This is a genomic window from Rhodococcus sp. NBC_00294 (genome assembly GCF_036163995.1).
Taxonomy (GTDB): domain Bacteria; phylum Actinomycetota; class Actinomycetes; order Mycobacteriales; family Mycobacteriaceae; genus Rhodococcoides.
The window spans coordinates 2378593-2402137 of sequence record NZ_CP108043.1 but is presented as its reverse complement, the minus strand read 5'-3'; the positions used below and the strand labels follow the sequence as shown (position 1 = coordinate 2402137).

Annotated in this window: 19 protein-coding genes and 1 pseudogene; 9 read left to right on the top strand and 11 right to left on the bottom strand. The window is 70.1% G+C overall.

Annotated elements, in window-relative coordinates; all coding sequences use genetic code 11:
• Positions 1 to 7: 7 nt before the first annotated feature.
• Genes allB through OHB23_RS11245 form a run of 3 tightly spaced genes read right to left on the bottom strand, consistent with a single transcriptional unit; the run spans position 8 to position 2832 of the window.
• Entirely contained in the window at positions 8 to 1357 is a 1350-nt protein-coding gene (gene allB, locus OHB23_RS11255) for an allantoinase AllB (protein ID WP_328809548.1), read from the bottom strand.
• The gene (gene alc, locus OHB23_RS11250; protein ID WP_222647189.1) at positions 1354 to 2415 is read right to left on the bottom strand and encodes an allantoicase; all 1062 of its coding nucleotides are present in this window, start codon (positions 2413 to 2415) and stop codon (positions 1354 to 1356) included. Before alc ends, allB begins: the two co-directional genes overlap by 4 nt.
• Before the next feature lie 3 nt (positions 2416 to 2418).
• Positions 2419 to 2832 (bottom strand): allophanate hydrolase-related protein, encoded by a 414-nt coding sequence (locus tag OHB23_RS11245; protein WP_027505680.1) that lies wholly within the window; start codon positions 2830 to 2832, stop codon positions 2419 to 2421.
• Positions 2833 to 2971: 139 nt separating this feature from the next.
• Between OHB23_RS11245 and OHB23_RS11240 the strand changes: the two genes are divergently transcribed.
• The 4 genes from OHB23_RS11240 (at position 2972) to OHB23_RS11225 (ending at position 8655) form a co-directional block, all read left to right on the top strand.
• On the top strand, positions 2972 to 3724 hold the full coding sequence (locus tag OHB23_RS11240; protein ID WP_027505679.1) for an aspartate/glutamate racemase family protein: 753 nt from the start codon (positions 2972 to 2974) through the stop codon (positions 3722 to 3724).
• An 11-nt stretch (positions 3725 to 3735) separates the two neighbouring features.
• Positions 3736 to 4629 carry a PfkB family carbohydrate kinase gene (locus OHB23_RS11235; protein ID WP_328809547.1) on the top strand — a complete coding sequence of 298 codons (894 nt, stop codon included), beginning with the start codon at positions 3736 to 3738 and terminating at the stop codon, positions 4627 to 4629.
• The gene (locus OHB23_RS11230) at positions 4626 to 6713 is read left to right on the top strand and encodes a RecQ family ATP-dependent DNA helicase (protein ID WP_328809546.1); all 2088 of its coding nucleotides are present in this window, start codon (positions 4626 to 4628) and stop codon (positions 6711 to 6713) included. Before OHB23_RS11235 ends, OHB23_RS11230 begins: the two co-directional genes overlap by 4 nt.
• Before the next feature lie 193 nt (positions 6714 to 6906).
• The gene (locus OHB23_RS11225) at positions 6907 to 8655 is read left to right on the top strand and encodes an ABC transporter ATP-binding protein (RefSeq protein ID WP_027505676.1); all 1749 of its coding nucleotides are present in this window, start codon (positions 6907 to 6909) and stop codon (positions 8653 to 8655) included.
• Here the strand turns inward: OHB23_RS11225 and OHB23_RS11220 are convergent.
• Both OHB23_RS11220 and OHB23_RS11215 read right to left on the bottom strand, forming a co-directional pair.
• Positions 8638 to 9282, bottom strand: coding sequence for an SDR family oxidoreductase (locus tag OHB23_RS11220; protein ID WP_328809545.1), 645 nt, complete (start codon positions 9280 to 9282; stop codon positions 8638 to 8640). The genes OHB23_RS11225 and OHB23_RS11220 overlap by 18 nt on opposite strands.
• Positions 9283 to 9348: 66 nt before the next feature.
• Positions 9349 to 10890, bottom strand: coding sequence for a hypothetical protein (locus tag OHB23_RS11215; protein WP_162246773.1), 1542 nt, complete (start codon positions 10888 to 10890; stop codon positions 9349 to 9351).
• Between the two features lie 320 nt (positions 10891 to 11210).
• Here OHB23_RS11215 and ectA point away from each other — a divergent pair.
• From ectA to OHB23_RS11190, 5 genes and pseudogenes are all read left to right on the top strand, one after another.
• A pseudogene (gene ectA / locus OHB23_RS11210) lies at positions 11211 to 11714 on the top strand (diaminobutyrate acetyltransferase); the annotation flags it as partial.
• A 60-nt stretch (positions 11715 to 11774) separates the two neighbouring features.
• Positions 11775 to 13052 (top strand): diaminobutyrate--2-oxoglutarate transaminase, encoded by a 1278-nt coding sequence (ectB, locus tag OHB23_RS11205; protein ID WP_328811625.1) that lies wholly within the window; start codon positions 11775 to 11777, stop codon positions 13050 to 13052.
• A gap of 43 nt (positions 13053 to 13095) precedes the next feature.
• On the top strand, positions 13096 to 13494 hold the full coding sequence (locus OHB23_RS11200) for an ectoine synthase (RefSeq protein ID WP_027505674.1): 399 nt from the start codon (positions 13096 to 13098) through the stop codon (positions 13492 to 13494).
• A gap of 136 nt (positions 13495 to 13630) precedes the next feature.
• Positions 13631 to 14410: a Sir2 family NAD-dependent protein deacetylase gene (locus tag OHB23_RS11195; RefSeq protein ID WP_027505673.1), complete on the top strand. Its 780-nt coding sequence runs from the start codon at positions 13631 to 13633 to the stop codon at positions 14408 to 14410.
• The gene (locus tag OHB23_RS11190) at positions 14407 to 15585 is read left to right on the top strand and encodes an MFS transporter (RefSeq protein ID WP_328809544.1); all 1179 of its coding nucleotides are present in this window, start codon (positions 14407 to 14409) and stop codon (positions 15583 to 15585) included. The genes OHB23_RS11195 and OHB23_RS11190 overlap by 4 nt, the downstream gene beginning before the upstream one ends.
• Before the next feature lie 8 nt (positions 15586 to 15593).
• Here the strand turns inward: OHB23_RS11190 and proB are convergent, their stop codons facing one another.
• The 6 genes from proB to ndk all read right to left on the bottom strand — a co-directional run bounded on the left by proB (position 15594) and on the right by ndk (position 23512).
• The gene (gene proB / locus OHB23_RS11185) at positions 15594 to 16715 is read right to left on the bottom strand and encodes a glutamate 5-kinase (RefSeq protein ID WP_027505672.1); all 1122 of its coding nucleotides are present in this window, start codon (positions 16713 to 16715) and stop codon (positions 15594 to 15596) included.
• The gene (obgE, locus tag OHB23_RS11180) at positions 16712 to 18163 is read right to left on the bottom strand and encodes a GTPase ObgE (protein WP_027505671.1); all 1452 of its coding nucleotides are present in this window, start codon (positions 18161 to 18163) and stop codon (positions 16712 to 16714) included. The genes proB and obgE overlap by 4 nt, the downstream gene beginning before the upstream one ends.
• A gap of 188 nt (positions 18164 to 18351) precedes the next feature.
• On the bottom strand, positions 18352 to 18615 hold the full coding sequence (gene rpmA, locus OHB23_RS11175; RefSeq protein WP_027505670.1) for a 50S ribosomal protein L27: 264 nt from the start codon (positions 18613 to 18615) through the stop codon (positions 18352 to 18354).
• 104 nt (positions 18616 to 18719) lie between these two features.
• Positions 18720 to 19031, bottom strand: a complete 312-nt coding sequence (rplU, locus tag OHB23_RS11170) for a 50S ribosomal protein L21 (protein WP_027505669.1) — start codon at positions 19029 to 19031, stop codon at positions 18720 to 18722.
• Between the two features lie 247 nt (positions 19032 to 19278).
• Positions 19279 to 22665, bottom strand: a complete 3387-nt coding sequence (locus OHB23_RS11165) for a translation initiation factor IF-2 N-terminal domain-containing protein (RefSeq protein WP_328809543.1) — start codon at positions 22663 to 22665, stop codon at positions 19279 to 19281.
• A 433-nt stretch (positions 22666 to 23098) separates the two neighbouring features.
• The gene (gene ndk, locus OHB23_RS11160) at positions 23099 to 23512 is read right to left on the bottom strand and encodes a nucleoside-diphosphate kinase (RefSeq protein WP_056445877.1); all 414 of its coding nucleotides are present in this window, start codon (positions 23510 to 23512) and stop codon (positions 23099 to 23101) included.
• Positions 23513 to 23545: the final 33 nt, after the last annotated feature.

Genomic DNA, 23545 nt, shown 5'->3' with positions numbered 1-23545 from the left:
TCTGCAATCAGCCGCGCGTCAGCAGCCTTCCCTGCGGTGGACCGTCGAGATCGATGCGTCGTCCGGCGAGCCAGGTCGAGCGCACACAGCCCGTCACCGTGCGGTCGTCGTACGCACTCACCGGATTCCTGTGCCTCAGTTCCTCCGCGTGCACGACGAACTCCTGGTCCGGTGCGAACACCGCCAGGTCGGCGTCCTTGCCCACCGCGATCGCGCCCTTGCTCTCCAGTCCGACCTGAGCAGCCGTCGCCGCGGACATCCACCCGACGACGTCGGCGAGAGAGTGCCCACGCCGACGGGCCTCGGACCACACGGCGGCCAAGGACACCTGCAGCGAGGCGATGCCGCCCCACGCGACACCGAAGTCGCCGATGTCGAACCGCTTGAGCTCCGTGGTGCACGGCGAGTGATCGGTGACCACCGTGTCGATCACGCCGTCGGACAACGCCTGCCACAACGCGTCCCGGTTGTCGGCCTCCCTGATGGGCGGGCAGCACTTGAACTGGGTCGCCCCGTCCGCGATCTCCTCCGCCGCGAACGACAGGTAGTGCGGGCAGGTCTCGGCAGTGATCCGCACACCGTCCTTCTTCGCCGCCGCCACGAGCGGCACGGCGTCGGCACTCGACAGGTGCAGGATGTGGACGCGGCATCCCGTCCGCCGCGACGCCGCGATCACGTCGGCGATGGCCGTGTTCTCCGCGGCGCGCGGTCGCGACGCCAGGAAACCGGCGTAGTCCCGGCCGCCGGCGTTCTCGGAGTCGGCGATGATCTGCGCGTCCTCGGCGTGCACGATCAGCAGTCCGTCGAACGAGGCGATCTCCCGCATCGCCTCCTCGAGCTCGGCGGGCGAGAGAGGCGGGAACTCGTCGACACCCGAGTGCAACAGGAAGCACTTGAAGCCGAAGACACCGGCCTCGTGCATCGCGCGCAGGTCCGGGACGTTGCCGGGTACGGCGCCACCCCAGAAGCCGACGTCGATGCGAGCCTCGGGCTCGGCCACCGCTCGTTTGACGTCGAGTGCGTCGGTGGAGACCGTCGACGGAATACTGTTGAGCGGCATGTCGATCAGGGTCGTGATGCCCCCGGCGGCCGCGGCGGCCGTCGCACTCGCGAAACCCTCCCACTCGGTGCGACCGGGCTCGTTCACGTGCACGTGGGTGTCCACCAGGCCCGGGAGCAGTACCTCGTCGTCGGCCAGGTCCACGACGACGTCCGCATCGACGGGATCGTCGTGACCCACGACGGCGACGATGCGGCCGTCCCGCACCCCCACCGTGCACGCCGTCTCGGTACGGGAACCGTCGGCCGCGGTCACGACCGCACGGCGCGCGCGGAACGCGAGATCCCACGCGCTCATGCCGGGGCCTGCTCGGCGAGGAGTGCGCGGTGTTCGGCGGGAAGCCCGTCCCACCAGGCGGCGCGCGCGTCGACGCGGCCACGCTCGTCCGGATCGCCGAACAACCGCAGCCGGGACAGACCCCCGTCCGGGTAGACGTCGAGGCGCAGATGTGTTGCGGCAGGGGCGCCGTCGAGAAGGAACAGGTGCCGCGTGTCGGGCTGGACCGCCGTACGCGGCAGGACCTCGGCCCACGCGGACGGATCCGCGACGTCGGCGACCCGATCGTCGACGGTGCTCAGTCGCACCCAGCCCGGGGCGTTGCCGACGTAGTACGACGTGTCCACCTCCACGTGCCGCGGCACCCCGGCGACAGCGAGAGCGAACGTCGCGTGGTCGTTTCCGCCGCCTCGCCGACGCGAGTTCTCCCACCCCTCACCCATGTTCCGGGCACGGCCGGGCAGGATGATGTTGGCCGGAGACGCGTAGAACGCGTCCGAGCACTCCACGAGCCGCCCACCGTGTTCCGCCGCCAGCAGATCGACCGTTCCGGTCAGGAACCGCGGGTCGGGCACCACCTCGCCGTGCACCCGCAACCGCGCCACTCCCCCGTCCGGATAGATCGACAACCGGACGTGGGTCCAGCGACGGGTATCGGTCACGGGATACAGATTCGCCGTGTCACCGTCGGCCGGCGACTTCTCGACGATGGTGTGCCACTGCACCGTCGACAGTTCCTCGGCCGAGGGGTAGCCCTCGACGGACGCGGCCTCGACCGACACGAACGGCGGATAGTTGCCGCGGAAGAACGCGGTGTCCACGACGACGCCGTGCACGATGCCCGCCGCACCCAGCCGCACGAGAGCCCAGTCGTGCCCGTCGTCGCGTCGGCGGCGGGTCTCCCAGCCGTCGTACACCTTGCCCTTGTGGCCGAACTCCGACGGATCGAAGAACGGCGCCGTCGGCTTGATCAGGTTCTCGCGCTGGGCGAACAACTCGTCGTTGGCGGCGCTCACCGACCCGCCCAGAGCGCGCGAGGCGAGATCGGGAAAGAGGAGGAAGTCAGCAGCGGCGGACACGACTCATGCTCCCGCGGAGACGGTCTCGTCCGGATCGGGAAGCCCGCGATAGGCACGCCACCCACCGAGATCCGTGATCTCGGTGAGCTCGGCGGACAGCGAGTCGACCAGGCCCGGTCGCAGCACCACGGCCATCACCGACCGTCCGTCGGCGAGCTCGATGACCGAGAGTTCGAGTTCGACGGGCTCCTCCGGCAGGAAGTCGGTGCGGATGTTCTCCATCGGGACGTCGTACAGCTCACCGGCGATGGAGGCGCCACCGGTCTCGGTCAGCAGCAGGCCGGGGAACTCGTCGCGCACCGCGAAGAACCGGTAGTTCGGCGCCGTCCGCACCGAGCCGAGGAAGGTGTGACTGGAGACGTTGTGGTGCAGGTTGCCGCCACGCATGGCGCCTCCGTTGCAGAACAGTTCGGCCATGGTGTGGGTCCGGTCCTCTCGTTCGGTTCACGCTCGTGCGCTGCCAACGTAACCGAGTTCGCGATATATCTTCCGGCCTGCGGAGCGGGTCTACTCTGAGCGACGCCGAACCCCGTTCCCGTCGAACTCCGGAGCTGCCGTGCGCATCCTCGTCGTCAACGTCAACACGACGCGATCCATGACCGAGGCCATCGGTGCGCGCGCCCGCGAGATCGCGTCGCCGGGCACCACCGTGGTCGCGCTGACGCCGGCGTTCGGGGCCGAGTCGGTGGAGGGCAACTACGAGTCGTACCTCGCCGCCGTCGCGGTCATGGAGACCGTTCGCGCGTACGCGGAACCGTTCGACGCCGTCGTGCAGGCCGGCTACGGCGAGCACGGCCGCGAGGGCCTGCAGGAGCTGCTCGACGTTCCCGTCGTCGACATCACCGAGGCCGCGGCGAGCACCGCGATGTTCCTGGGGCGTTCGTACTCGGTGGTGACCACCCTCGATCGCACGGTCCCGCTGATCGAGGACCGACTGCTCGTCGCGGGCCTGCACACCCGCTGCGCGTCGGTCCGCGCCAGCGGCCTCGGGGTGCTCGACCTCGACCGTGATCCCGATGCCGCGGTGCGCGCCGTGGTCGACGAGGCGGAGCGCGCGGTGCGCGACGACCGAGCCGAGGTGATCGTCCTGGGGTGCGGCGGAATGTCCGGTCTCGACGCCGCCGTGCGGGCCAGGGTCGACGTTCCCGTCGTCGACGGGGTGACCGCGGCGATCACCGTCGCCGAGGGGCTGGTCCGGCAGGGTCTCCGCACGTCCAAGGTGCGCACGTTCGCGCCGCCGCGGAGCAAGTCGTTCGTGGACTGGCCGCCCGCTCGTCGAGACGGCTCGGGTGTCCGAACCACCCGTTAGTGTCGTGCACCATGGCCGATCTTGACACCGCACGTCCCCGCATCACCATCGTCGGCAGCATCAACATGGACCTCGTCGCCCGCACCCCCACGCTGCCCGCACCGGGTGAGACGGTCCTCGGCAGCGCGTTCCGCACCTCCCCCGGCGGCAAGGGCGCCAATCAGGCGGTCGCCGCCGCTCGGGCCGGCGCCGAGGTGGTCTTCGTCGGAGCAGTCGGCTCCGACACCTTCGCGCTCGAACTGCGCGAGACCCTCGTCGGGGCCGAGGTCGACGCGTCGCTGCTGCGCGAGGTCGAGGGCGCGAGTGGCGTCGCTGTCATCACGGTCGACGACGCCGCGGAGAACTCCATCGTCGTCGTGGGCGGTGCCAACGAGACCCTGACCGAGCTCACGGCGGAGGAACTGGCTGCCGTCGCCGAAGCCGACGTCCTGCTGTGCCAACTCGAGACGCCCGTCGCGACGGTCGTCGCGGCGGCGCGACACGCGCGGGCCAACGGTACGCTCGTGTTCCTCAATCCGTCACCGGTGCAACCGCTCTCCGACGATTTGCTGGGTCTCGTCGACGTCGCGATCGTCAACCGCGACGAGGAGAACGCCCTGGGGGTCGACGCACTCGCCCGCATTCCGCACGTGGTCACCACGCTGGGGGCCGACGGTGCCCGCCATCGCAGCGCCGACGGCGTCGTCACCGCCCATCCCTCGCCCGCCGTCGAGGCCGTCGACACCACGGGCGCCGGCGACGTCTTCGCCGGCACGCTGGCCGCCGCGTGGCGCGACGGCCCCGCCGCCGCGGTTCGGCGCGCGTGTGCGGCAGGGGCCGTGGCCACCACGCGCGACGGCGCCGGGTCCTCGGCTCCCACCGTCACCGAGGTCGACCGGGCTCTCGCCGGGACGCGTGACGCATGAGTACCCGTGAGCGCGCACAGGAGCTGCTGACCGACCTCGCCGGCCCCGATGCCGTTCTCCGTGAGGACCAGTGGACGGCGATCGAGGCGCTCGTCGTCCATCATCGACGCGCACTCGTCGTGCAGCGCACCGGATGGGGAAAGTCGGCCGTGTACTTCATCGCCGCACGCCTGCTGCGCGAGCAGGGGCTCGGACCGACCGTCATCGTGTCGCCTCTGCTCGCGCTCATGCGCAACCAGGTCGCTGCGGCCGAGCGCGCCGGGGTCACCGCCGCCACCATCAACTCGGGCAACGTCACCGAGTGGGACGACGTCCACGCACGCGTCGCGGCCGGTGAACTGGATGTGCTGCTGGTGAGCCCGGAGCGGCTGAACAATCCGGACTTCCGCGATCAGGTGCTGCCCTCGCTCTCCGCGGACGCGGGGCTCGTCGTGGTGGACGAAGCGCACTGCGTCTCCGACTGGGGTCACGACTTCCGGCCGGACTATCGCCGCATCAGGTCGCTCATCGCCGAGTTGCGCGAGGGGGTCCCCGTTCTCGCCACCACGGCCACCGCGAACGATCGGGTGGTCGAGGACGTCGCGGCACAGCTCGGTGTCGGCGGGGCCGACACCACCGTCCTGCGTGGCGGTCTCCAGCGCGAGTCGCTGCACCTGTCCGTGGTCACCATCCCCGATCCGACGGCGCGCATAGCCTGGCTCGCCGACCATCTCGAGACCCTGCCCGGCTCGGGCATCGTCTACTCGCTGACGGTCGCGGGAGCCAACGACCTCGCGGCGCTGCTGCGCGATCGAGGAATGGAGGTGGCCGCCTACACCGGCCAGACCGATCCGACGGAACGCGAAGCGGCGGAACAGGATCTGCTGCAGAACCGTGTGAAGGCGCTGATCGCGACCTCGGCGTTGGGCATGGGTTTCGACAAACCCGATCTGGGGTTCGTCGTGCACGTGGGTGCACCGTCGTCGCCCATCTCCTACTACCAGCAGGTGGGCCGCGCGGGACGCGCCACCGAGCGCGCCGACGTCGTCCTCCTGCCCGGTCCGGAGGACCGGGAGATCTGGAGCTACTTCGCGTCCGTCGCCTTCCCTCGCGAACACGTCGTACGTCGGGTGCTCGAGGTGCTGGACACCGAGCGCGCCCAGTCCACCCAGGCTCTCGAACCGCTCGTCGAGCTCGGACGCACTCGGCTCGAGATGGTGCTCAAGGTCCTCGACGTCGACGGTGCCGTCCGGCGGGTCAAGGGGGGTTGGCTCGGCACCGGGGAACACTGGCACTACGACCGGGAGCGCTACGAACGACTCGACGAGGCACGGCTGTCCGAGCAGCGCGCGATGATCGAGTACCAGAGCACCGACGAGTGCCGGATGGCGTTCCTGCGCCGGCAACTCGACGATCCGTCCCTCACCGGGGATGCGGAGGCGGACCGGTGCGGGCGCTGCGACAACTGCACCGGGCAGCACCTCTCCGCGGACGTGTCGGCCGATCACGTGGAGTCGACCCGTCGCCGTCTCGATCGACCCGGGCTGGACCTCGCCATCCGCAAGCAGTGGCCGACGGGACTGAAGAAGGTCGGCGTCGAGCTGTCGGGGAAGATCACCGACGGCCCGGAGACCGGCCGCATCCTCGGCCGCCTCACCGACCCGGTGTGGGGACCACGCCTGCGCGCGCTGACGGACGGCGAGGACGGTCCGGCACCCGACGGGCTGGAGGCCGCGTGCATCAAGGTCCTCGCGGAGTGGACGTGGGACGAGCGGCCCACCGGGCTGATGGTCATGGAGAGCGACTCCCGACCGGCGCTGTTGAACGACCTCGGGGAGCGTCTGGCGAGGGTCGGCAGGCTGGAGCCACTGGGCGTTCTGCACCGTCGGCCCGATGCCCGGCCCGTCTCGGGCGCGAACTCGGCGTTCCGCGTCGCCTCGTTGGTGGACGCCTTCGAGGCACCCGATCTGACGGCGCATCGCGGACCCGTCCTGCTGCTCGATCTCTCCACCGACACCGGGTGGACGCTCACCGTGGCGGCGCGGGCGCTCCGGCAGGCGGGGGCCGATGCGGTGCTTCCGTTCGCGTTGATCGGGCGCGGGTAGGCCGGAGGCCGGCCGGGGATGAGCGGGTAGGCCGGAGGCCGGCCGGGGATGAGCGGGTAGGCCGGGTAGGCCGGGTAGGCCGGGTAGGCCGGGTAGGCCGGGTAGGCCGGGTAGGCCGGGTAGGCCGGGTAGGCCGGGTAGGCCGGAGGATGGACAGAAGGGGTGACTGTCGGCGCGCGACTAGTGTGACGAGGTGACGACAGCTACTCCCGATGCACCAGGTCGGCTCCCCAATCTCCGCCTCCTCTGGACCTTCATCCGCCCGCATCGCCGGTTGTTCCGGTTCGGTCTGCTCCTCGGTCTGCTGGTCACCGCGTCGTCCCTGGCCACTCCGCTGGTCACCAAGCGACTGCTGGACTCCTTCGACGTCCCGGGCGCCACGCGGTCGGCCATCGTCCTGTTGGTCGGGCTCCTCGTCGTGGGGATCATCGTGGGTCTGGCTCAACGTCTGCTCCTGGGAACCATGGCAGAACGCGTCGTGCTCGAGGCGCGATCATCGATGGTGCGGCGGTTCTTCGGCGCCACCATCCCGGCGGTCACCGCTCGTCCCGCGGGCGAGATGCTCACGCGGGTCACGTCCGACACGATGCTGCTCCGCGAGGCGTCGTCCTGGGCGCTGGTCGAGATCGTCAACGGCAGCATCGCGATCGTGGGTGTCATCGTGCTCATGGCGACCCTCGACCTCCCCCTCCTCGGGACGGCTCTGCTCGGCATCGGTCTCATCGGTGTCGCCGCCGGGTTCCTCATGCCGAAGGTGGCTCGCGCTCAACGCAATGCACAGGAGGCGATGGGTCGGCTCGGCGGCATCCTGGAGGGCGCGTTGCGCGCCGTTCGCACGGTCAAGGCCAGTCGGGCGGAGAGTCGTTCGAGCGAGCTGGTCATCGAGGAGGCCCGCGTCTCGGCGTCCTACGGTATCCGGGCAGTGCGTCTCGAGGCCTGGGCGTGGACCATCACCGGTTCCGGGATCCAGCTCACCATCATCGCGGTGCTCGGCGTGGGCGCGTATCGGGTGAGCTCGGGAGCGCTGGCCGTCTCCAGCCTGGTCGCGTTCCTGCTCTACGCGTTCCAGTTGGTGGGTCCGGTCGCCCAGCTCACGCTCTACGTCTCGCAGCTGCAGCGCGGCATCGCCGCCGCGGCCCGCATTCGTGAGGTGCAGGTGATGGACCTCGAGAAGGAGGCGCCCACCGCGGTCGCGGACCTGCCGGCGAGCGCGGAGGTCTCGGCGCTCACCCTCACTCGGGTCACGGCCGGGTACGGCGACGAGGGCGCCGCGGTGAACGCGATCGACATGAGCATTCCGTCGCGCGGCCACACCGCCGTCGTCGGGCCGTCGGGCGCCGGCAAGACGACGCTGTTCTCGTTGATCCTGCGCTTCCTCGAACCGCGGGACGGCGAACTCGCCCTGAACGGTGTCCCGTACTCGGCCTTGTCCCACAGTCAGATCCGCGCGCGCATCGGCTACGTCGAGCAGGCCACACCCACACTGCCGGGCACGATCGCCGACAATCTCCGGCTCACCCACCCGGACGCGACCGACGCCGAGCTGTGGGCGGCACTCGAACGCGTGCGGCTGGCCGAGAAGATCGAGCTGTTGCCGGCGGGTCTCGCCACCGAGTTGCGCGACTCGGCGGTCTCGGGCGGCGAGCGTCAGCGCATCGCGTTGGCCCGTGCCATCGTCCGCCCACCGGACATCCTGCTGTTGGACGAGGCCACCGCGCAGGTGGACGGCATCACCGAGGCCGCCATCCACGACGCCATCCGCGACCTGTCGGTGCACGGTGCCGTGGTGACCATCGCGCACCGCCTGTCGACGGTCATCGACGCGGACACCATCTTCGTGCTCGAGCGCGGACGTGTCCGGTCGAAGGGAACGCACCGCGAGCTGCTCGACACCGACACCCTGTACCGGGATCTCGTCGAGGCGCTACGTATCGCCGTCTGACGCCGCGGCCACCAGCCGTCGGGCCGTCTCGTCGGCCGACGTCGGATCGGTGTCGACGGCGGTGACGCGCACCCCGGTGCCGACCAGGTCGCCGGCAAGTTGCGCGGCGAGCCGATCGATGACGACGGAGGCCAGCGACGACGCGTCCAGCCCCGCGTCGCCTGCGGTCGGCAGGCAGCGCGGAACGAGGATGAGACCGGAGTGCTGGCACACCATGTGCCGTGCGGCCGCCCGCGCGGTGATGAAGTGGGCACGCAGCGCGTCCAGGACCGGACGTTCGAGATCCGCGACCTCGGTGCGATCGAGCCGACGCGCCGACGCTTCGGAGGGGGTCGCACGCGACGCCCGGCCAGGGACGATGACGTCGATCGACACGTCGATGCTCCCGGAACAGGCGGCGACGACGTCCACGTACTCGTCGACGTCGACCTCGTCCAGCACGTCGATGACGGCCGCCTCGGCGTGGCCACCGTCCGCGCGGATGATGTCGACGACGTGCTGCATCTTCGTCCGGGAGCGGCCCGCGAGGTGCACGCGCGCTCCGTCGCGGGCCAGGGCGACGGCCAGCCGGCTCCCGACGACACCGCCGCCCCCGTAGATCAGTGCGTTGGCTCCGTCGAGCAGCACGTCACGCTCCTCCGCCCACCCGGCGCCGACAGGTATTCCTGCCGCGGGATCGTCCGGCCGGTGGTCCTAGCGTACGGAGGACGAGACGCTGTCGTCCTCGGTTCGGTCGGCCTCGTCGGCGTCGTTCTCGACAGCCGCATCGGCGCCGTGGTCGACCGGTTCCGCGTCGTCGATCGTGCGATGCGCGGCCAGGACGGCCACCGATACAGCCACCGTGACCAGTGCGGCGATCACCGACACGAGCGAGGTGACGATGCTTCCGCCCGCGGCGGCGTTCTCCAACGACCGGACCAGTTGGCCGAGGGGGGTGAAGAGTCCGACCGTGTCGGGCAGACCACCGACCCCGCGCAGGACCAGCCCGCCGAGCACCACCTGGACGAGCCCGAGGACCCCGAGCACCACTCCGGCACGGACGGCTCCGAGTGCGGTGCGCAATGCACGGGCCGCGGTGGCCACCGCGGCGACCCAGACTCCGATCAGGACGGTCGAGACCATCGAGCCCGAGAGACTCGCGCCGGTGTCGGCGAACGTCAGGGCCAACACCATCGTCGACGCGGTGGCCACCGCCCCCAGGACCGCGGCGCGGGCGCGCGGGACGAAGAATCCGACGAGCGCTGCTGCGACCAGCGCGAACGCCGCCGCGAGGTACGGCCACGCGTCCGAGGCGGACCGCACCACGTACGAGGTACCGCCGCCGGCCGGGTCGGGTTCGATCCGCTCTGCTGCCGGCAGTGAGGTGGACGCTTTCTCCACGTTGGTGCGCAGGGTGGAGAACATGGTCTCCATCGGGCCGACTCCCCCGACCAGGCGCGTGGTGCCGTCGACGAGGCGTACCCCGCCGTCGTCGAGCAGGACGAGGCCGTCGCGCAGCTGCGCGGATCCGTCGGTGGCACGCACCATGCCGTCGACGAACTCCGAGGACGGATCGTCGAGTTGGTACGCCACGGTGCGCGCACCATCGCGCAGCGTCTGCAGGTCGGTCATCACCCCGGCGTTCAGTCCCTGGGTGCGCAGCAGGTCGAGGACCGGCCGCAGCTGATCCGCGGACGCGGCGGCGCCCGGATCGGTGGACGCGGCGAGCGAGTCGAGAGTCTGCTGCACGATCAGTTCGATCTGGCCCTGCGCGGCTCCGACGCCGGTGAGCGCACCCACCACGCGATCGACTCCTCCGCTCACCTGCGACGAGCCGTCACCGAGCTGCCAGAGGCCGGCTCGGAGCTGGGTCATGCCGTCGGCGAGTTCGGCCGAGCCGTCGCGGGCCTGGTGCAGGCCGTCGGACATCTGGTGAGCGCCGTCGTCCAGCTCCACGCTGCCGTCGGACAGCTCGGCCATACCGCCACTCAGGATCTGCAGCGGCAGGACCGTGTTGGTCAGGGCGGCCCGACTCGACGCGAGCGGGTCCGTCGTGGACCCGCCCGCAGTGGCGGCGACGGAAACGGTGCCGGTGGTGGCGGGGCGATCGGTCTGCGAGACCCAGAACACTCCGGCCGCCACGGTGGGGAGCAGAACGGCGAGCACCATCGCGACGGGGGTCGAGCTGGCTGCACCGACACGTGCAGCGGCGCCTCGCAGTCGGGCGGGCCGGGGAAGTCTGACCGTGGGAGTCATAGTGTGCCGGACATTAGCCATCACCGAACGGGAACGGTGGGTGCCTCGCCGGGCTCTGACCATTTATTTCACCGTCGTCGAGACCATTCAGTCTTGATCACCCTGTTCACACTGGTCACAGCAGCCCCACGCCGCGGTGCCGCTGCGAGGGTTCCCGCGCCTCCCGCGGACCACGGCAGGCCCCCGAGTCGCCGACGAACGCATCGTCGTGTGACCACACTCACAAGGGGCGAACGTACTGGCGATAGGCGTGCCATTCTCGTGCCTGACGACGAGGGCGCCTGACATGTCCGGTCAGCCTTGTTACGTTCGTCTGCAATATGACGCCAGTGTTACAGAGAGCCGCCCCGACCGACGACATCGATTTCTCGTTCCGCCCACCACGCGTGGCCGACGGGACGCGATTGTGGGAGATCGCGAGGGACTCCCGAGTACTGGACGTCAATTCCAGTTACTCGTACGTGCTGTGGTGCCGCGATTTCTCCGACACCTCGATCGTGGCAGTGGACGCCGACGACCGTCCGGTCGGCTTCGTCACCGGATACATCCGTCCCGACGCCGACGACACCCTGTTCGTCTGGCAGGTGGCGGTCGACTCCGACCAGCGCGGGCACGGCCTGGCCGTGCGCATGCTGCAGGGCCTCGTCGACCGCACCACCCCACGCGGAGCACGCCTCCTCGAGACCACCATCAGCCCCGACAACGACGCGTCGATCGCCCTCTTCACATCTCTGGCGCGACGACGCGACACCACCATCACCCGACGAGATCTGTTCGCAGCGAAGGACTTTCCCGACAGCCACGAGCCGGAGGACCTCTACACGGTCGGCCCGTTCGACGGCACGCTCGCCGACACTTCCGACGACCACACCCGAAGGACCTCGATGACCACCAGCATCACCCCGACCGACACCACCACCGACATCTTCGAGGCCCGCGAGTCGCAGGTCCGCAGCTACAGCCGACAGTGGCCCGCAGTGTTCGACACCGCGCAGGGTTCGTGGATCACCGACGAGAACGGCCGTCGCTACCTCGACTTCTTCGCCGGAGCCGGTGCGCTCAATTACGGCCACAACAATCCCGTGCTCAAGCAGGCACTGGTCGACTACATCATGCGGGACGGCATCACGCACGGTCTCGACATGTCCACCGTCGCGAAACGCGAATTCCTCGAGTCGTTCACCATGCGCATTCTCGAGCCCCGCGGGTTGGATTACAAGGTGCAATTCCCCGGACCCACCGGAACGAACACCGTGGAAGCCGCGCTCAAATTGGCGCGAAAGGTCACCGGCCGTTCCTCGGTCATCAACTTCACGAACGCGTTCCACGGCATGACGCTCGGCGCTCTGTCCGTCACCGGCAACTCCATGAAGCGCGCCGGCGCCGGCATCCCGCTGGTCCACGCGACCCCGATGCCGTTCGACAACTACTTCGGCGGTGCCACGGACGACTTCCAGTGGATGGAACGAGTGCTGGACGACTCGGGAAGCGGCATCAACCGCCCCGCGGCCGTCATCGTCGAGACGGTCCAGGGTGAGGGCGGCGTCAACGTCGCCCGTGCCGAGTGGCTGCGCGGGCTCGCAGATCTGCTGAAGCGCCGCGACATCCTGCTCATCGTGGACGACGTGCAGATGGGCGTCGGCCGCACCGGGCCGTTTTTCTCCTTCGAGGACGCCGGCATCGTGCCGGACATCGTCACGCTGTCGAAGTCGATCGGCGGCTACGGCATGCCGATGGCACTGACGCTCATGCGCCCGGAACTCGACGTCTGGGGTCCCGGCGAGCACAACGGCACGTTCCGCGGCAACAGCCCGGCCTTCGTCACCAGCAAGGCCGCGCTCGACCACTACTGGGCCGACGGCGCGTTCGAGGCGTCGATCCTGGCCAAGGGCGAGCGGATCCAGGACGCGTTCATCGATCTCTCGGCCCGCTTCGAGGGTCTGAGCACCCGCGGTCGCGGCATGGTCCAGGGTCTCGTGTTCGACGACGCGGAGAAGGCGTCGAAGGTCACCGCGCTCGCCTACGACAAGGGCCTGCTCGCCGAGACGTCCGGACCCTCCGACGAGGTGGTGAAGCTGCTTCCGCCGCTCACCATCACCGAGGAGGATCTCGATCACGGCCTCGGCATCCTGGCCGACGCCACCGCGACCGTCTGCTCCTGACCGAATCGCGTTCCGCACGTCTGCACAGCACGAGGAGGACCACATGATCGTTCGCACCACCGAGGCCATCACCGGAACCGAGCGCGACATCGCGAGCGAGGACGGCCAGTGGCGGTCCAAGCGGATCGTCCTGGGCGGTGACAAGGTCGGGTTCTCGTTCCACGAGACCACCATCGAGCCGAACACCGTCAACAACTTCCATTACGCCAACCACGTCGAGGCCGTCTGGCTCATCGAGGGCGAGGGCACGCTCACCGACCGCGAGACCGGTGAGACGTACGACCTGGGTCCGGGATCGATGTACCTGCTGAACGGGCACGAGCGTCACACGGTGGAGACGCGGACCCGCATGCGGATGCTGTGCGTGTTCAACCCGCCCGTCGTCGGCAACGAGCGTCACGACGAGAACGGCGTCTACCCGTTGATCGAGGTTCCTGCCTGACGCCACGGGCCGACCGGACATCCCACCCCGCCGCCCCACCCCAGCCGACGCGGCGACCTACTCTGGAGACGTGACCTCGGTTTCCCCACGCTCTCTCGATCGGTCGCCGCGCAGCGCCCTCTCTCTGCAGGACGCGATGGCCGACGGCCGCGTCGTCGCGCTGACCGGTGCCGGGATGTCCACGGACTCGGGAATTCCCGATTACCGGGGCCCGGACTCTCCGCCGCGCAACCCGATGACGTTCCAGCAGTTCATCGGCGACGACGATTTCCGACGTCACTACTGGGCTCGCAACCACGTCGGCTGGCGCCACATGGACGCCACCCGCCCCAACGCCGGGCACCGCGCCCTCGCCGAGCTCGAGCGCGTGGGTACCGTCTCCGGCGTCATCACGCAGAACGTCGACATGCTGCACACCAAGGCCGGATCCCGCTCGGTGATCGACCTGCACGGTGTGTACGGCCGGGTCCGTTGCCTCGACTGTGATCGCCTCGTCTCCCGCGTGGCTCTCGACGAACGTCTGACCGCTGCCAATCCCGGCTTCATCGAGTCCGTCGTCGGTGCCGACGGCGTCGAGATCGCCCCGGACGCCGACGCGATCATCGAGAGCACCGCCCACTTCCGCATGGTCGGCTGCGAGGTGTGCGGCGGCATCCTCAAACCCGACATCGTCTACTTCGGTGAGAGCGTGCCCAAGCCGCGCGTCCGGAGCGCCTACGACATGGTCGACGCCGCGCGCTCGCTCGTGGTGCTGGGGTCCTCGCTCACCGTCATGTCCGGACTGCGCTTCGTCCGGCACGCGTGGAAGAACGACATCCCGGTGTTCATCGTCAACCGAGGACGCACCCGCGGGGACGAGTTCGCCGCCCAGAAGATCGAGGCCGGCTGCTCCGAGGTCCTGGCGTCCTTTCTGTGACGGACGGCAGGACCGTCGGCGGTGCCCCGTGGGCCGTCGCGGCGATCTTCTTCGTCAACGGTGCGGTGCTCGGTAACTGGGCGCCGCGCCTGCCTGCGATCCGCGATGCTCTCGAACTCGACGCGTCGGTGCTCGGTCTGGCGCTCGCGGGAGTCGGCACCGGCGGCCTTCTCGCCACTCCCCTGGCCGCCGTCGGTATCCGGCGGCTCGGCAGTCGCCGAGTCGTCCTGCTCTCCGCGACGGTGCTGTGCCTGGCGTTCGTACTCCCGGCACTCGCCGGGACGTGGTGGGCACTGGCACTCGCTCTCGCCGTCCTGGGCGGGGCTGACGCCGTCATGGACGTGGCGATGAACGCGCAGGGGGTGATCGTCGAGAAGAACCGGCGGCGTTCGCTTCTCAACCGATTCCACGCGGCGTGGAGCGCAGGGGCCGTCACCGGCGGCCTCACGGGCGCCGCCGCGGCCGGGATCGGACTCGCCGTGCTCGTCCACTTCGCTCTCGTCGGTGGGGTCCTGCTGGCGCTCGCGCTGGTGGCTCACCGCTCGCTGGTTCCCGACGGACGCGCCGTGCCCGACACCGTCCCTCGACCGTCCGGCCGAGGGCCACGGCGCGTGTTCTCCGGCGCCCTGGCGTTGCTCGGAGGGCTCGTGTTGGTGTGCGCCCTGGTCGAGGACGTGCCGCAGACCTGGGGTGCGATCTACTCCACCGATCTGGGGGCCGGGCCGGGACTGGCGGGTCTCACCGTCGTGGCCTTCTCGTCCGCGATGTTCGTCGGACGCCTCGTCGGTGACGCCGTGGTGGACCGCGTCGGACGCCACGCCGTGCTGATGGGCGGCGCACTGCTCATCGCGGCCGCGTTCCTGGCGGCACCCGTGGTGAGTTCGCCTGTGATCGCCCCGGTGATGTTCGCCGTCGCGGGATTCGGTGCGGCACCGATCTTTCCGGCTGCGTTCGGGTTGGCCGGACGACTCCCCGGCATCACCGCGGGCACGGCCCTCACAGTGGTGTCGCTGATCGCCCGGATCGGGGTGCTGCTGGCACCCGTCGCGTTCGGCTCTCTCGCGGAGCTGACCGGCTTCGGCTGGGCGTTGTGGTCGATGGTTGCGGCCGGTGTCGCGGTGGCGCTGCTGGCCCTCGCACTCCGGCGCGTGCTCGCCGCCTCGGCTCCGGCCTGACCGGTCGCTCAGTCCGGGACGAGGTCGTCCGCGTGCACCACGGGGCGTCGGGCCTCGGGGGCGAGATCGCCCGTCGAGCGACCGATCATGCCGGCGAGCTCCGCCGCGTCGTACGCGACGACTCCGCGCGCGACCACGGTGCCGTCGACGCCGTGCAGGGTCACCACGTCGCCGGCGTCGAACGAGCCACTGACCGAGACGATTCCTGCCGACAGCAACGAGCGTCGCCGGCCGATCACCGCGGTGACGGCGCCGTCGTCGAGCGTGAGGGCGCCGGCGGTGTCCGCGGCATGACGAACCCAGAATCGGCGGGCCGACAACCTGTTCGGGCGCGCGGTGAACGTGGTCCCCACCGGTCCACCACTGAGGGCGGAGGCCGCCTCGGACGCCGCCGCCAGCAGGACGGGAACACCCGCGTCCGCTGCCAGGCGGGCCGCGGACAACTTGGACGCCATGCCGCCGGTGCCGAGGGAGCCGCCCGATCCGGCGACGACGCCGTCGAGATCCTCGGGACTCGCGACCTCGCGGACGAAGGTCGCGTCGGGGTCCTTGCGGGGGTCGCCGTCGTAGAGGCCGTCGACGTCGGACAGCAGCAGCAACGCGTCCGCGCCGACGAGGTGCGCGACCAGGGCTGCGAGACGGTCGTTGTCGCCGAAGCGGATCTCGGCCGTCGCGACGGTGTCGTTCTCGTTGACGACGGCCACGGCGCCGAGTGAGCGCAGTCGGTCGAAGGTGCGCTGAGCGTTGCGGTGATTCGACCGACGGGCGATGTCGTCCGCCGTCAACAGCACCTGACCGACGGTCCGACCGTAGCGGCCGAAGGAGGTGCCCCACGCGTGCGCCAGCGCCAACTGGCCGACACTGGCCGCGGCCTGCTTCGTCGCCAGGTCACGAGGCCGCTGCTTGAGACCCAACGGCGCCATACCGGCACCGATCGCTCCGGACGACACGACGACGACGTCGGACCCGGCACGCATCCGCGCCTCGATCGCATCCGCCAACGCGTCCAGCCGGGCGAGGTCGAGTCCGGCCTCCATGCTGGTGAGAGCCGACGACCCGATCTTCACGACGATGCTGCGCGCCGACGCGATGATCTCCCGCGTACTCCCGTGCGGCTGCGTCGCGGTCACTGCTCGTCGCTCTCCAGCCCTCGACGGACACGGCGGGCGTGCTTGCGCTCGGGCGCGCCGATGCGCTCGACCTGGTCGATGCGCGAGTCGGTACCGCGGCCGGTCATGGTGACGTCGACACCGGCGGGGGTCTGCGGCTCCCACTCGAAGCTGACGTCGCCGATGGTCACGGACGCCCCGGGCTGCGCGCCCTGCTTGACCAGTTCCGCCTCGACACCGAGACGAGCGAGTCGGTCGGCGAGGTAACCGACGGCCTCGTCGTTGTCGAAGGCCGTCTGCATGACCCACCGCTCCGGGCGCTCGCCGCGCACGATGAAGCCGCCCGGCTCGTCAGGATCGGAGATGACGCTGAAGCCCGCCTTGTCGGTGGCGACGGGCCGGATGACCTGCCGACGCGCGACGGCCTTGGGATGATCGATGCGGTACTGCGCGACCAACTCCGCGAGGGCGAAGGTCAAGGGACGCAGACCTTCCCGGCTCACCGCGGAGATGGCGAAGACGGGCCAGCCGCGGGCCTCGAAGTCCTCGCGCACCATGTCGGCCAGTTCCTGCGCCTCGGGAACGTCCACCTTGTTGAGCACGACGATGCGCGGGCGATCTGCCAACTCGCCCAGGCCGGCGTCGCTCGACAGGGCGGGCGTGTACGCGGCCAGTTCGGCCTCGAGAGCGTCGACGTCGGACACGGGATCACGACCCGGATCGAGGGTCGCGCAGTCGACGACGTGGGCGAGCACAGCACAGCGCTCGAGGTGACGCAGGAAGTCCAGGCCCAGCCCCTTGCCCTGGCTGGCGCCGGGGATGAGGCCGGGGACGTCGGCGACGGTGAACGTGGTGTCGCCGCTCGAGACGACGCCGAGGTTCGGGACCAGTGTCGTGAACGGGTAGTCGGCGATCTTCGGCTTGGCGGCCGAGAGCACGGAGACGAGAGACGACTTTCCGGCGCTCGGGAAGCCCACCAGACCGACGTCGGCCACGGACTTGAGCTCCAGGACCAGGTCGCGCTCGACCCCGTCCTCGCCGAGGAGCGCGAAGCCGGGCGCCTTGCGTGCTCGCGATGCGAGGGCGGCGTTGCCCAGGCCGCCGCGACCGCCGGCCGCCGCGTCGAAACGCGTGCCCTCGCCCACCAGGTCGGCAAGGATCCGGCCGTCGCTGTCGAGAACCATGGTGCCGTCCGGGACACCCAGGATCAGGTCCTCGCCGACGGCGCCGTCGCGATTGCTGCCGGCCCCCTGCGTGCCGTTTCCTGCCTTCGCATGGGAGTGGAAGTGGAAGTCGAGAAGGGTGTGCACGCTCGGATCCACCACGAGGACCACGTCGCCGCCGCGGCCGCCGTTGCCGCCGTCCGGACCACCGAGGGGCTTGAACTTCTCCCGGTGGACGGAGGAGCACCCGTTACCGCCCTTTCCCGCACTGACGTGCAGGGTGACACGGTCGACGAAACGCGACATGGGTGGAGGGTCCTTCCGAAAGGCAGATGATGCTGAACTGCTGAGAGATCGGCGGCCGACAGGGCGCCGAGGGGTGAAACGCCGTCAGGGGCGGACGGAGGACGAGCCCTCCGAACCGCCCCTGACGGGAACGTGCACTGACGTCGCGCGAACGGCCGAAGCCGGGCCTCGCGGGCGCCGCAGGAGAATCAGGCCTCCGCGGCGGCCGGGACGATGTTGACGGTCTTGCGGCCACGCTTGGTGCCGAAGAGAACTGCACCCGCCGAGAGGGCGAAGAGCGTGTCGTCGCCGCCACGGCCGACGTTCACACCCGGGTGGAAGTGGGTGCCGCGCTGACGGACGAGGATCTCGCCCGCGCTGACCGACTGTCCGCCGAAGCGCTTGACGCCGAGACGCTGAGCATTGGAATCGCGACCGTTGCGTGAGCTGGACGCGCCCTTCTTGTGTGCCATGAGAAACCCTCCCGGGGTTGGTGGAGCCGGTGCCGTGATGGACGAGCCCTGGTGGAACGAGCCGTGGTGACGCAGAGACGCCGGATGGAGACCGGTATCAGGACTTACTTGATGCCGGTGACCTTCAGGACGGTCAGCTTCTGCCGGTGTCCCTGACGCTTGTGGTACCCGGTCTTGTTCTTGAACTTGTGGATGCGGATCTTCGGGCCCTTGGTGTGCTCGACGACCTCACCGGTGACGGTGATGCCGGCCAGCTTGTCGGCCCCGGTGGTCAGCTCGGACCCGTCGACGACGAGAACAGGAGCAAGCGAGACAGCCGTTCCGGGCGCTCCCTCGATCTTCTCGACCTTGACGAGGTCACCTACAGCGACCTTGTACTGCTTTCCGCCGGTCTTGACGATCGCGTACGTTGCCATCGGAGGGCTACCCCTTGCTTCTTTGATGCGTTCTCACGTCCCTGGTCGGGGACGTGACTGGTCTCGTGGCTGCGGTTCCGCAGCCCCTGCTGGTCACACTCTTGCGCCGGCGAACCGAAGTTCGGGTGGCTGCGCCCGCTCACCTCGCGGAGGACAGGACGGAGCCACGTCGCCGGCAGCGACTGTCCAAGATTACGGTAGAGCCCGTGGCCCGGTCAAACCGCCGGGCCCGGTGCTCGGCCGCAGCTCAGGCCTCGTCGTCCACCGGCGGTCCGGCCGGCCGACCCGCTGCCCGACGGCGCGGACGCCGGACCGGTGCGACGGGCTCCACGGAGGCGCCGCCCCCGACGGTCACTGCAACGGGTTCGGCAGCGCCGCCCTCGTCGCCGCTGTCGGAAGTCGGTGCTGCCGTGGACGTCTCGGGTGCCGAGGGCACCACGATGACCGTGCCGGCGGAGTCCCCGGCCGGCGCGGACGCCGCTCGGGACACCCGACGACTGCGGCGCGGACGCGTCGCGGCGGTGGGTTCGGGAGCGACAGGCTCCGGCGCCGCGGGTTCGGGTGTGGCGGAATCGGGTGTCGACGGCGTGTCCGACGTCTCGGTCACCTCGGCGGCCGAGTCCGATCGGCCGTTGCGGCCGGCGGCGTCGCGCACCGCTGCCACGGCGGCCGTCGCGTCCTCGATCGGATCCGACACGGTGTCCGCCACCTCGGCGACATCGTCCGGATGCAGGTGCGCCGCCATGGCCAGAGCGACGGGATGAGCACGACGCACAGCCGTGTCGCTTCCCGACTCGGACTCGGTGGTCTCGGCCGTCGTCGTCTCGTCGACTCGATTCTCCGAACGGTCCCGGCCGCCGCGCTTGCGACGCGAGCCGCCCTCGGAGGCCTGGCTGTCGGAGCGGGAGGTGGTGTCCGAACGGGAGTTGTCGGACCGCGACCGATCGGAGCGGGAGTGGGAGCGCCCACCCTCGTCCTTGGCCGGCTCGACGGGGAACTGATGCATTATCAGCCCACGCCCGTGGCAGTGCTCGCACGTCGTGGAGAACGCCTCGATGAGACCGGTACCCATGCGCTTGCGCGTCATCTGGACCAGTCCGAGCGACGTCACCTCGGACACCTGGTGCCGTGTGCGATCGCGGCCCAGGGCCTCGGTCAGGCGACGGAGCACCAGGTCGCGGTTGGACTCGAGCACCATGTCGATGAAGTCGACGACGATCATGCCGCCGATGTCGCGCAGGCGCATCTGCCGCACGACCTCCTCGGCCGCCTCGAGGTTGTTCCGGGTGACGGTCTCCTCGAGGTTGCCGCCCTCACCGGTGAACTTGCCGGTGTTGACGTCGACCACGGTCATGGCCTCGGTGCGGTCGATCACCAGCGTGCCGCCGGACGGCAACCACACCTTGCGGTCGAGCGCCTTGGCCAGCTGCTCGTCGATGCGGAAGGCACCGAAGACATCGACGTCCTTGGACGCCGAGGTGTACCGCTCGACGCGGGGCAGCATGTCGGGGGCGACGGTCTCGATGTAGTTCTGCACCGTCGACCAGGCACGGTCGCCCTCGATGACCAGCTTGGAGAAATCCTCGTTGAAGAGATCGCGGACCACCTTGACCAGGAGGTCGGGCTCCTCGTACAGCGTGACCGGAGCCGACGACTTGGAGGCCTCGGCACCCGTCGAACGCTCCGAGACGGTGGCCCACTGCGCCTGCAGACGGGTGACGTCGCGCTCGAGCTCCTCGGCGCTGACGCCCTCAGACGCGGTCCGGATGATGACCCCGGCCTCGGACGGGACGATGTCGCGCAGGATGTCCTTGAGACGCTTGCGCTCGTTGTCGGGCAGCTTGCGGCTGATGCCGGTGGACGAGCCACCGGGCACGTAGACCAGGAAGCGGCCGGCGAGCGAGATCTGCGTGGTCAACCGGGCGCCCTTGTGCCCGACGGGATCCTTGCTGACCTGCACGAGCACCTGGTCACCGGGCTTGAGCGCCTGCTCGATCTTGCGGCTGTTGCCGCCCAGACCGGCGGCGTCCCAGTCGACCTCGCCGGCGTACAGCACACCGTTGCGGCCCTTGCCAATGTCGATGAACGCGGCTTCCATGCTGGGCAGCACGTTCTGCACGCGGCCGAGGTAGACGTTGCCCACGATGGAGCCCGAGGCCGTGCTGGTGACGAAGTGTTCGACGAGAACGCCGTCCTCGAGCACCGCGACCTGGGTCAGGTCCGGGTGCCCGGCCAGCGACTTCTCGCGCACGACCATCGTCCGGTCCACCGACTCGCGGCGCGCGAGGAACTCGGACTCGGTCAGGATCGGCGGACGGCGACGGCCGGCGTCACGACCGTCGCGGCGACGCTGACGCTTCGCCTCGAGCCGGGTCGACCCGGTGATGCCCTGGACCTCGTCCTTGGACTTGGCCGCGCGCTGACGTGGCTCGCGTTCGTGCACCACCGTGTTGGGCGGATCGTCGTCGGTCGTGGTCTCGGCGTCCGCGCTCTCGCCACCGCTCTTGCGGCGACGACGGCGGCGCCGGCGACGGCTCGCGCTGTCCCCGGTCGAGTCGTCGTCGTTGTCCCCGGAGGCGCCGTCGTTCTCCCCGGAAACACCGTCGGTGTCCTCCGCGGACGGTTCCGTCTCGCCGGCAGTGGTGTCGCTCGTGCTCGACGCGTCGCTCGAATCGGTGGTCTCGGGCGCGTCCGAGTCGGCGGACGTGTCCGCCCGCGACCCACGACGGCTGCGCGAGCGGCGGCTCGAGGAGCGCTTCGGCGCGTCGTCGCCCTCCGCGGCGTCGTCCGTGTCCGTGGTCTCCGGTTCCGCCGTCGCGTCCTCGGCGGCAGGCGCATCGGAGCGATCCGCGGAGGACTCGTCCGACTCGTCGTCGTCGCTCTGATCGTCGTTCTGGTTGTCGCCGCGTCCACGACCACGGCCACGACGGCCACGGCGGCGGCGGCGAGGACCGGACGATCCGTCCTGCTCGTTCGCGTCGTCGTCGGTGCCCTCGTCGGACGCGGAGGCATCGGACGAGGAGGTGTCGGACTCGGTCGCCGTCTCGACGGCGGGGGTGCTCTCGGCGGGGGCGGACACCTCGACAGGGGTGGACACGTCGGCAGTGCCCTCGGCCTCGGGTGCGTCCGCTGTCGTGGTCTCGTCGACCTCCGCCTTCTTCGGCGCGGATCGAGCGCGACGTGCCCGCGTCCGGGGAGCCTTCGGCGCCTCGGTGACCTCCGGCTGCAGGAACAGCGGCGCGGTGGCGGGGTCGGCGGACGACGGGGCCGTCGCCTCGGCCGTCTCGATGTTCGTGAAGAGGTCCGGCTCGGTGGGAGAGGCCGGACTCTCGTCGGCCGTGGACGCCGAGCTGGTCTTCTCGGCGGCGGGAGGTGTGCTCTCGGCAGCGGGCAGATCTGCCACGTCGGCGGCGTCGAGCGCCGGAGCACCCAGTGCGGAGGCGACGGTCTGCGCGTCGTCACGAACGACGCTGGACTGGACGCTGCGGACGTCCACGCCCATCTCGGCCAGCTGGGCGACGACCTGCTTGCTGGTCACTCCCAGCAGCTTGGCGAGCGCGTGAACGCGGATGCGCTCGGGGAAGGTGGGGGCGCCCTGATCGAGCGGCTCCTGGGGCGGCACGGTGTCGGCCACGTGTTCTCCTCGGGCTCCCGGGCGCGAACATCAACGGTCGAGGTGCCCGATCGGGCGTCGTCCGTCGAATGGCACGCGGCCACGCGGGAGTCATGGTTCGTTCGCGGGATCGGACGATCCGACGAAAAAGCGGGTTCGCACTGCGTCAGGTCGTCGACCGGAACGGTCGGCGACTGTCACCGCACTGCCTGGGCGGATGGCCGATCCGAGCACCTGATCTTCAGCGGGACGCGTCGGCGGTGCGAGAAGGAGACTCGCATCGATGCCTGCGCGTGTTCGCGATGACGGGCTTCGGTCCGTGATTGTCATCCGGTCACGTTCGCGTGGTGTGCGTCGCGACCTAGGCCAGTATCCCACACTCCCCGACCGCCGCGTGCCACTGCGGGGTTCGCGGTGCGGCCCGGCGGTCGGGGGTGGGACTCGAGGTGGAGCGTCAGCCGAGCTCGGGGAACCAGAGCGCGATCTCACGAGCAGCGGACTCGGGCGAGTCGGAGCCGTGGACCAGGTTCTTCTGTCCGTCCAGCGCAAGGTCGGCGCGGATGGTGCCGGGCGTCGCCTTGGCCACGGGGTCGGTGCCACCGGCGATCTGACGGAAGGCCTCGATGGAACGAGGACCCTCGAGCACCGCCGCGACGAGCGGTCCCGAGGTGATGAACTCGATGAGGTCGGGGAAGAACGGCCGCTCGGCGTGCTCGGCGTAGTGCTTCTCCGCCACCTCGCGGTCCACCGTCAGGAGCTTCAGGGCGACGAGGTCGAGCCCCTTGCGCTCGATACGGCCGAGGATGTCGCCGACGTAGCGACGTTCGACGCCGTCCGGCTTGATCAGTACGAGAGTGCGTTCGGTCACGAGCGCTGAGCCTAGAGGACCCTCGATCGGCCC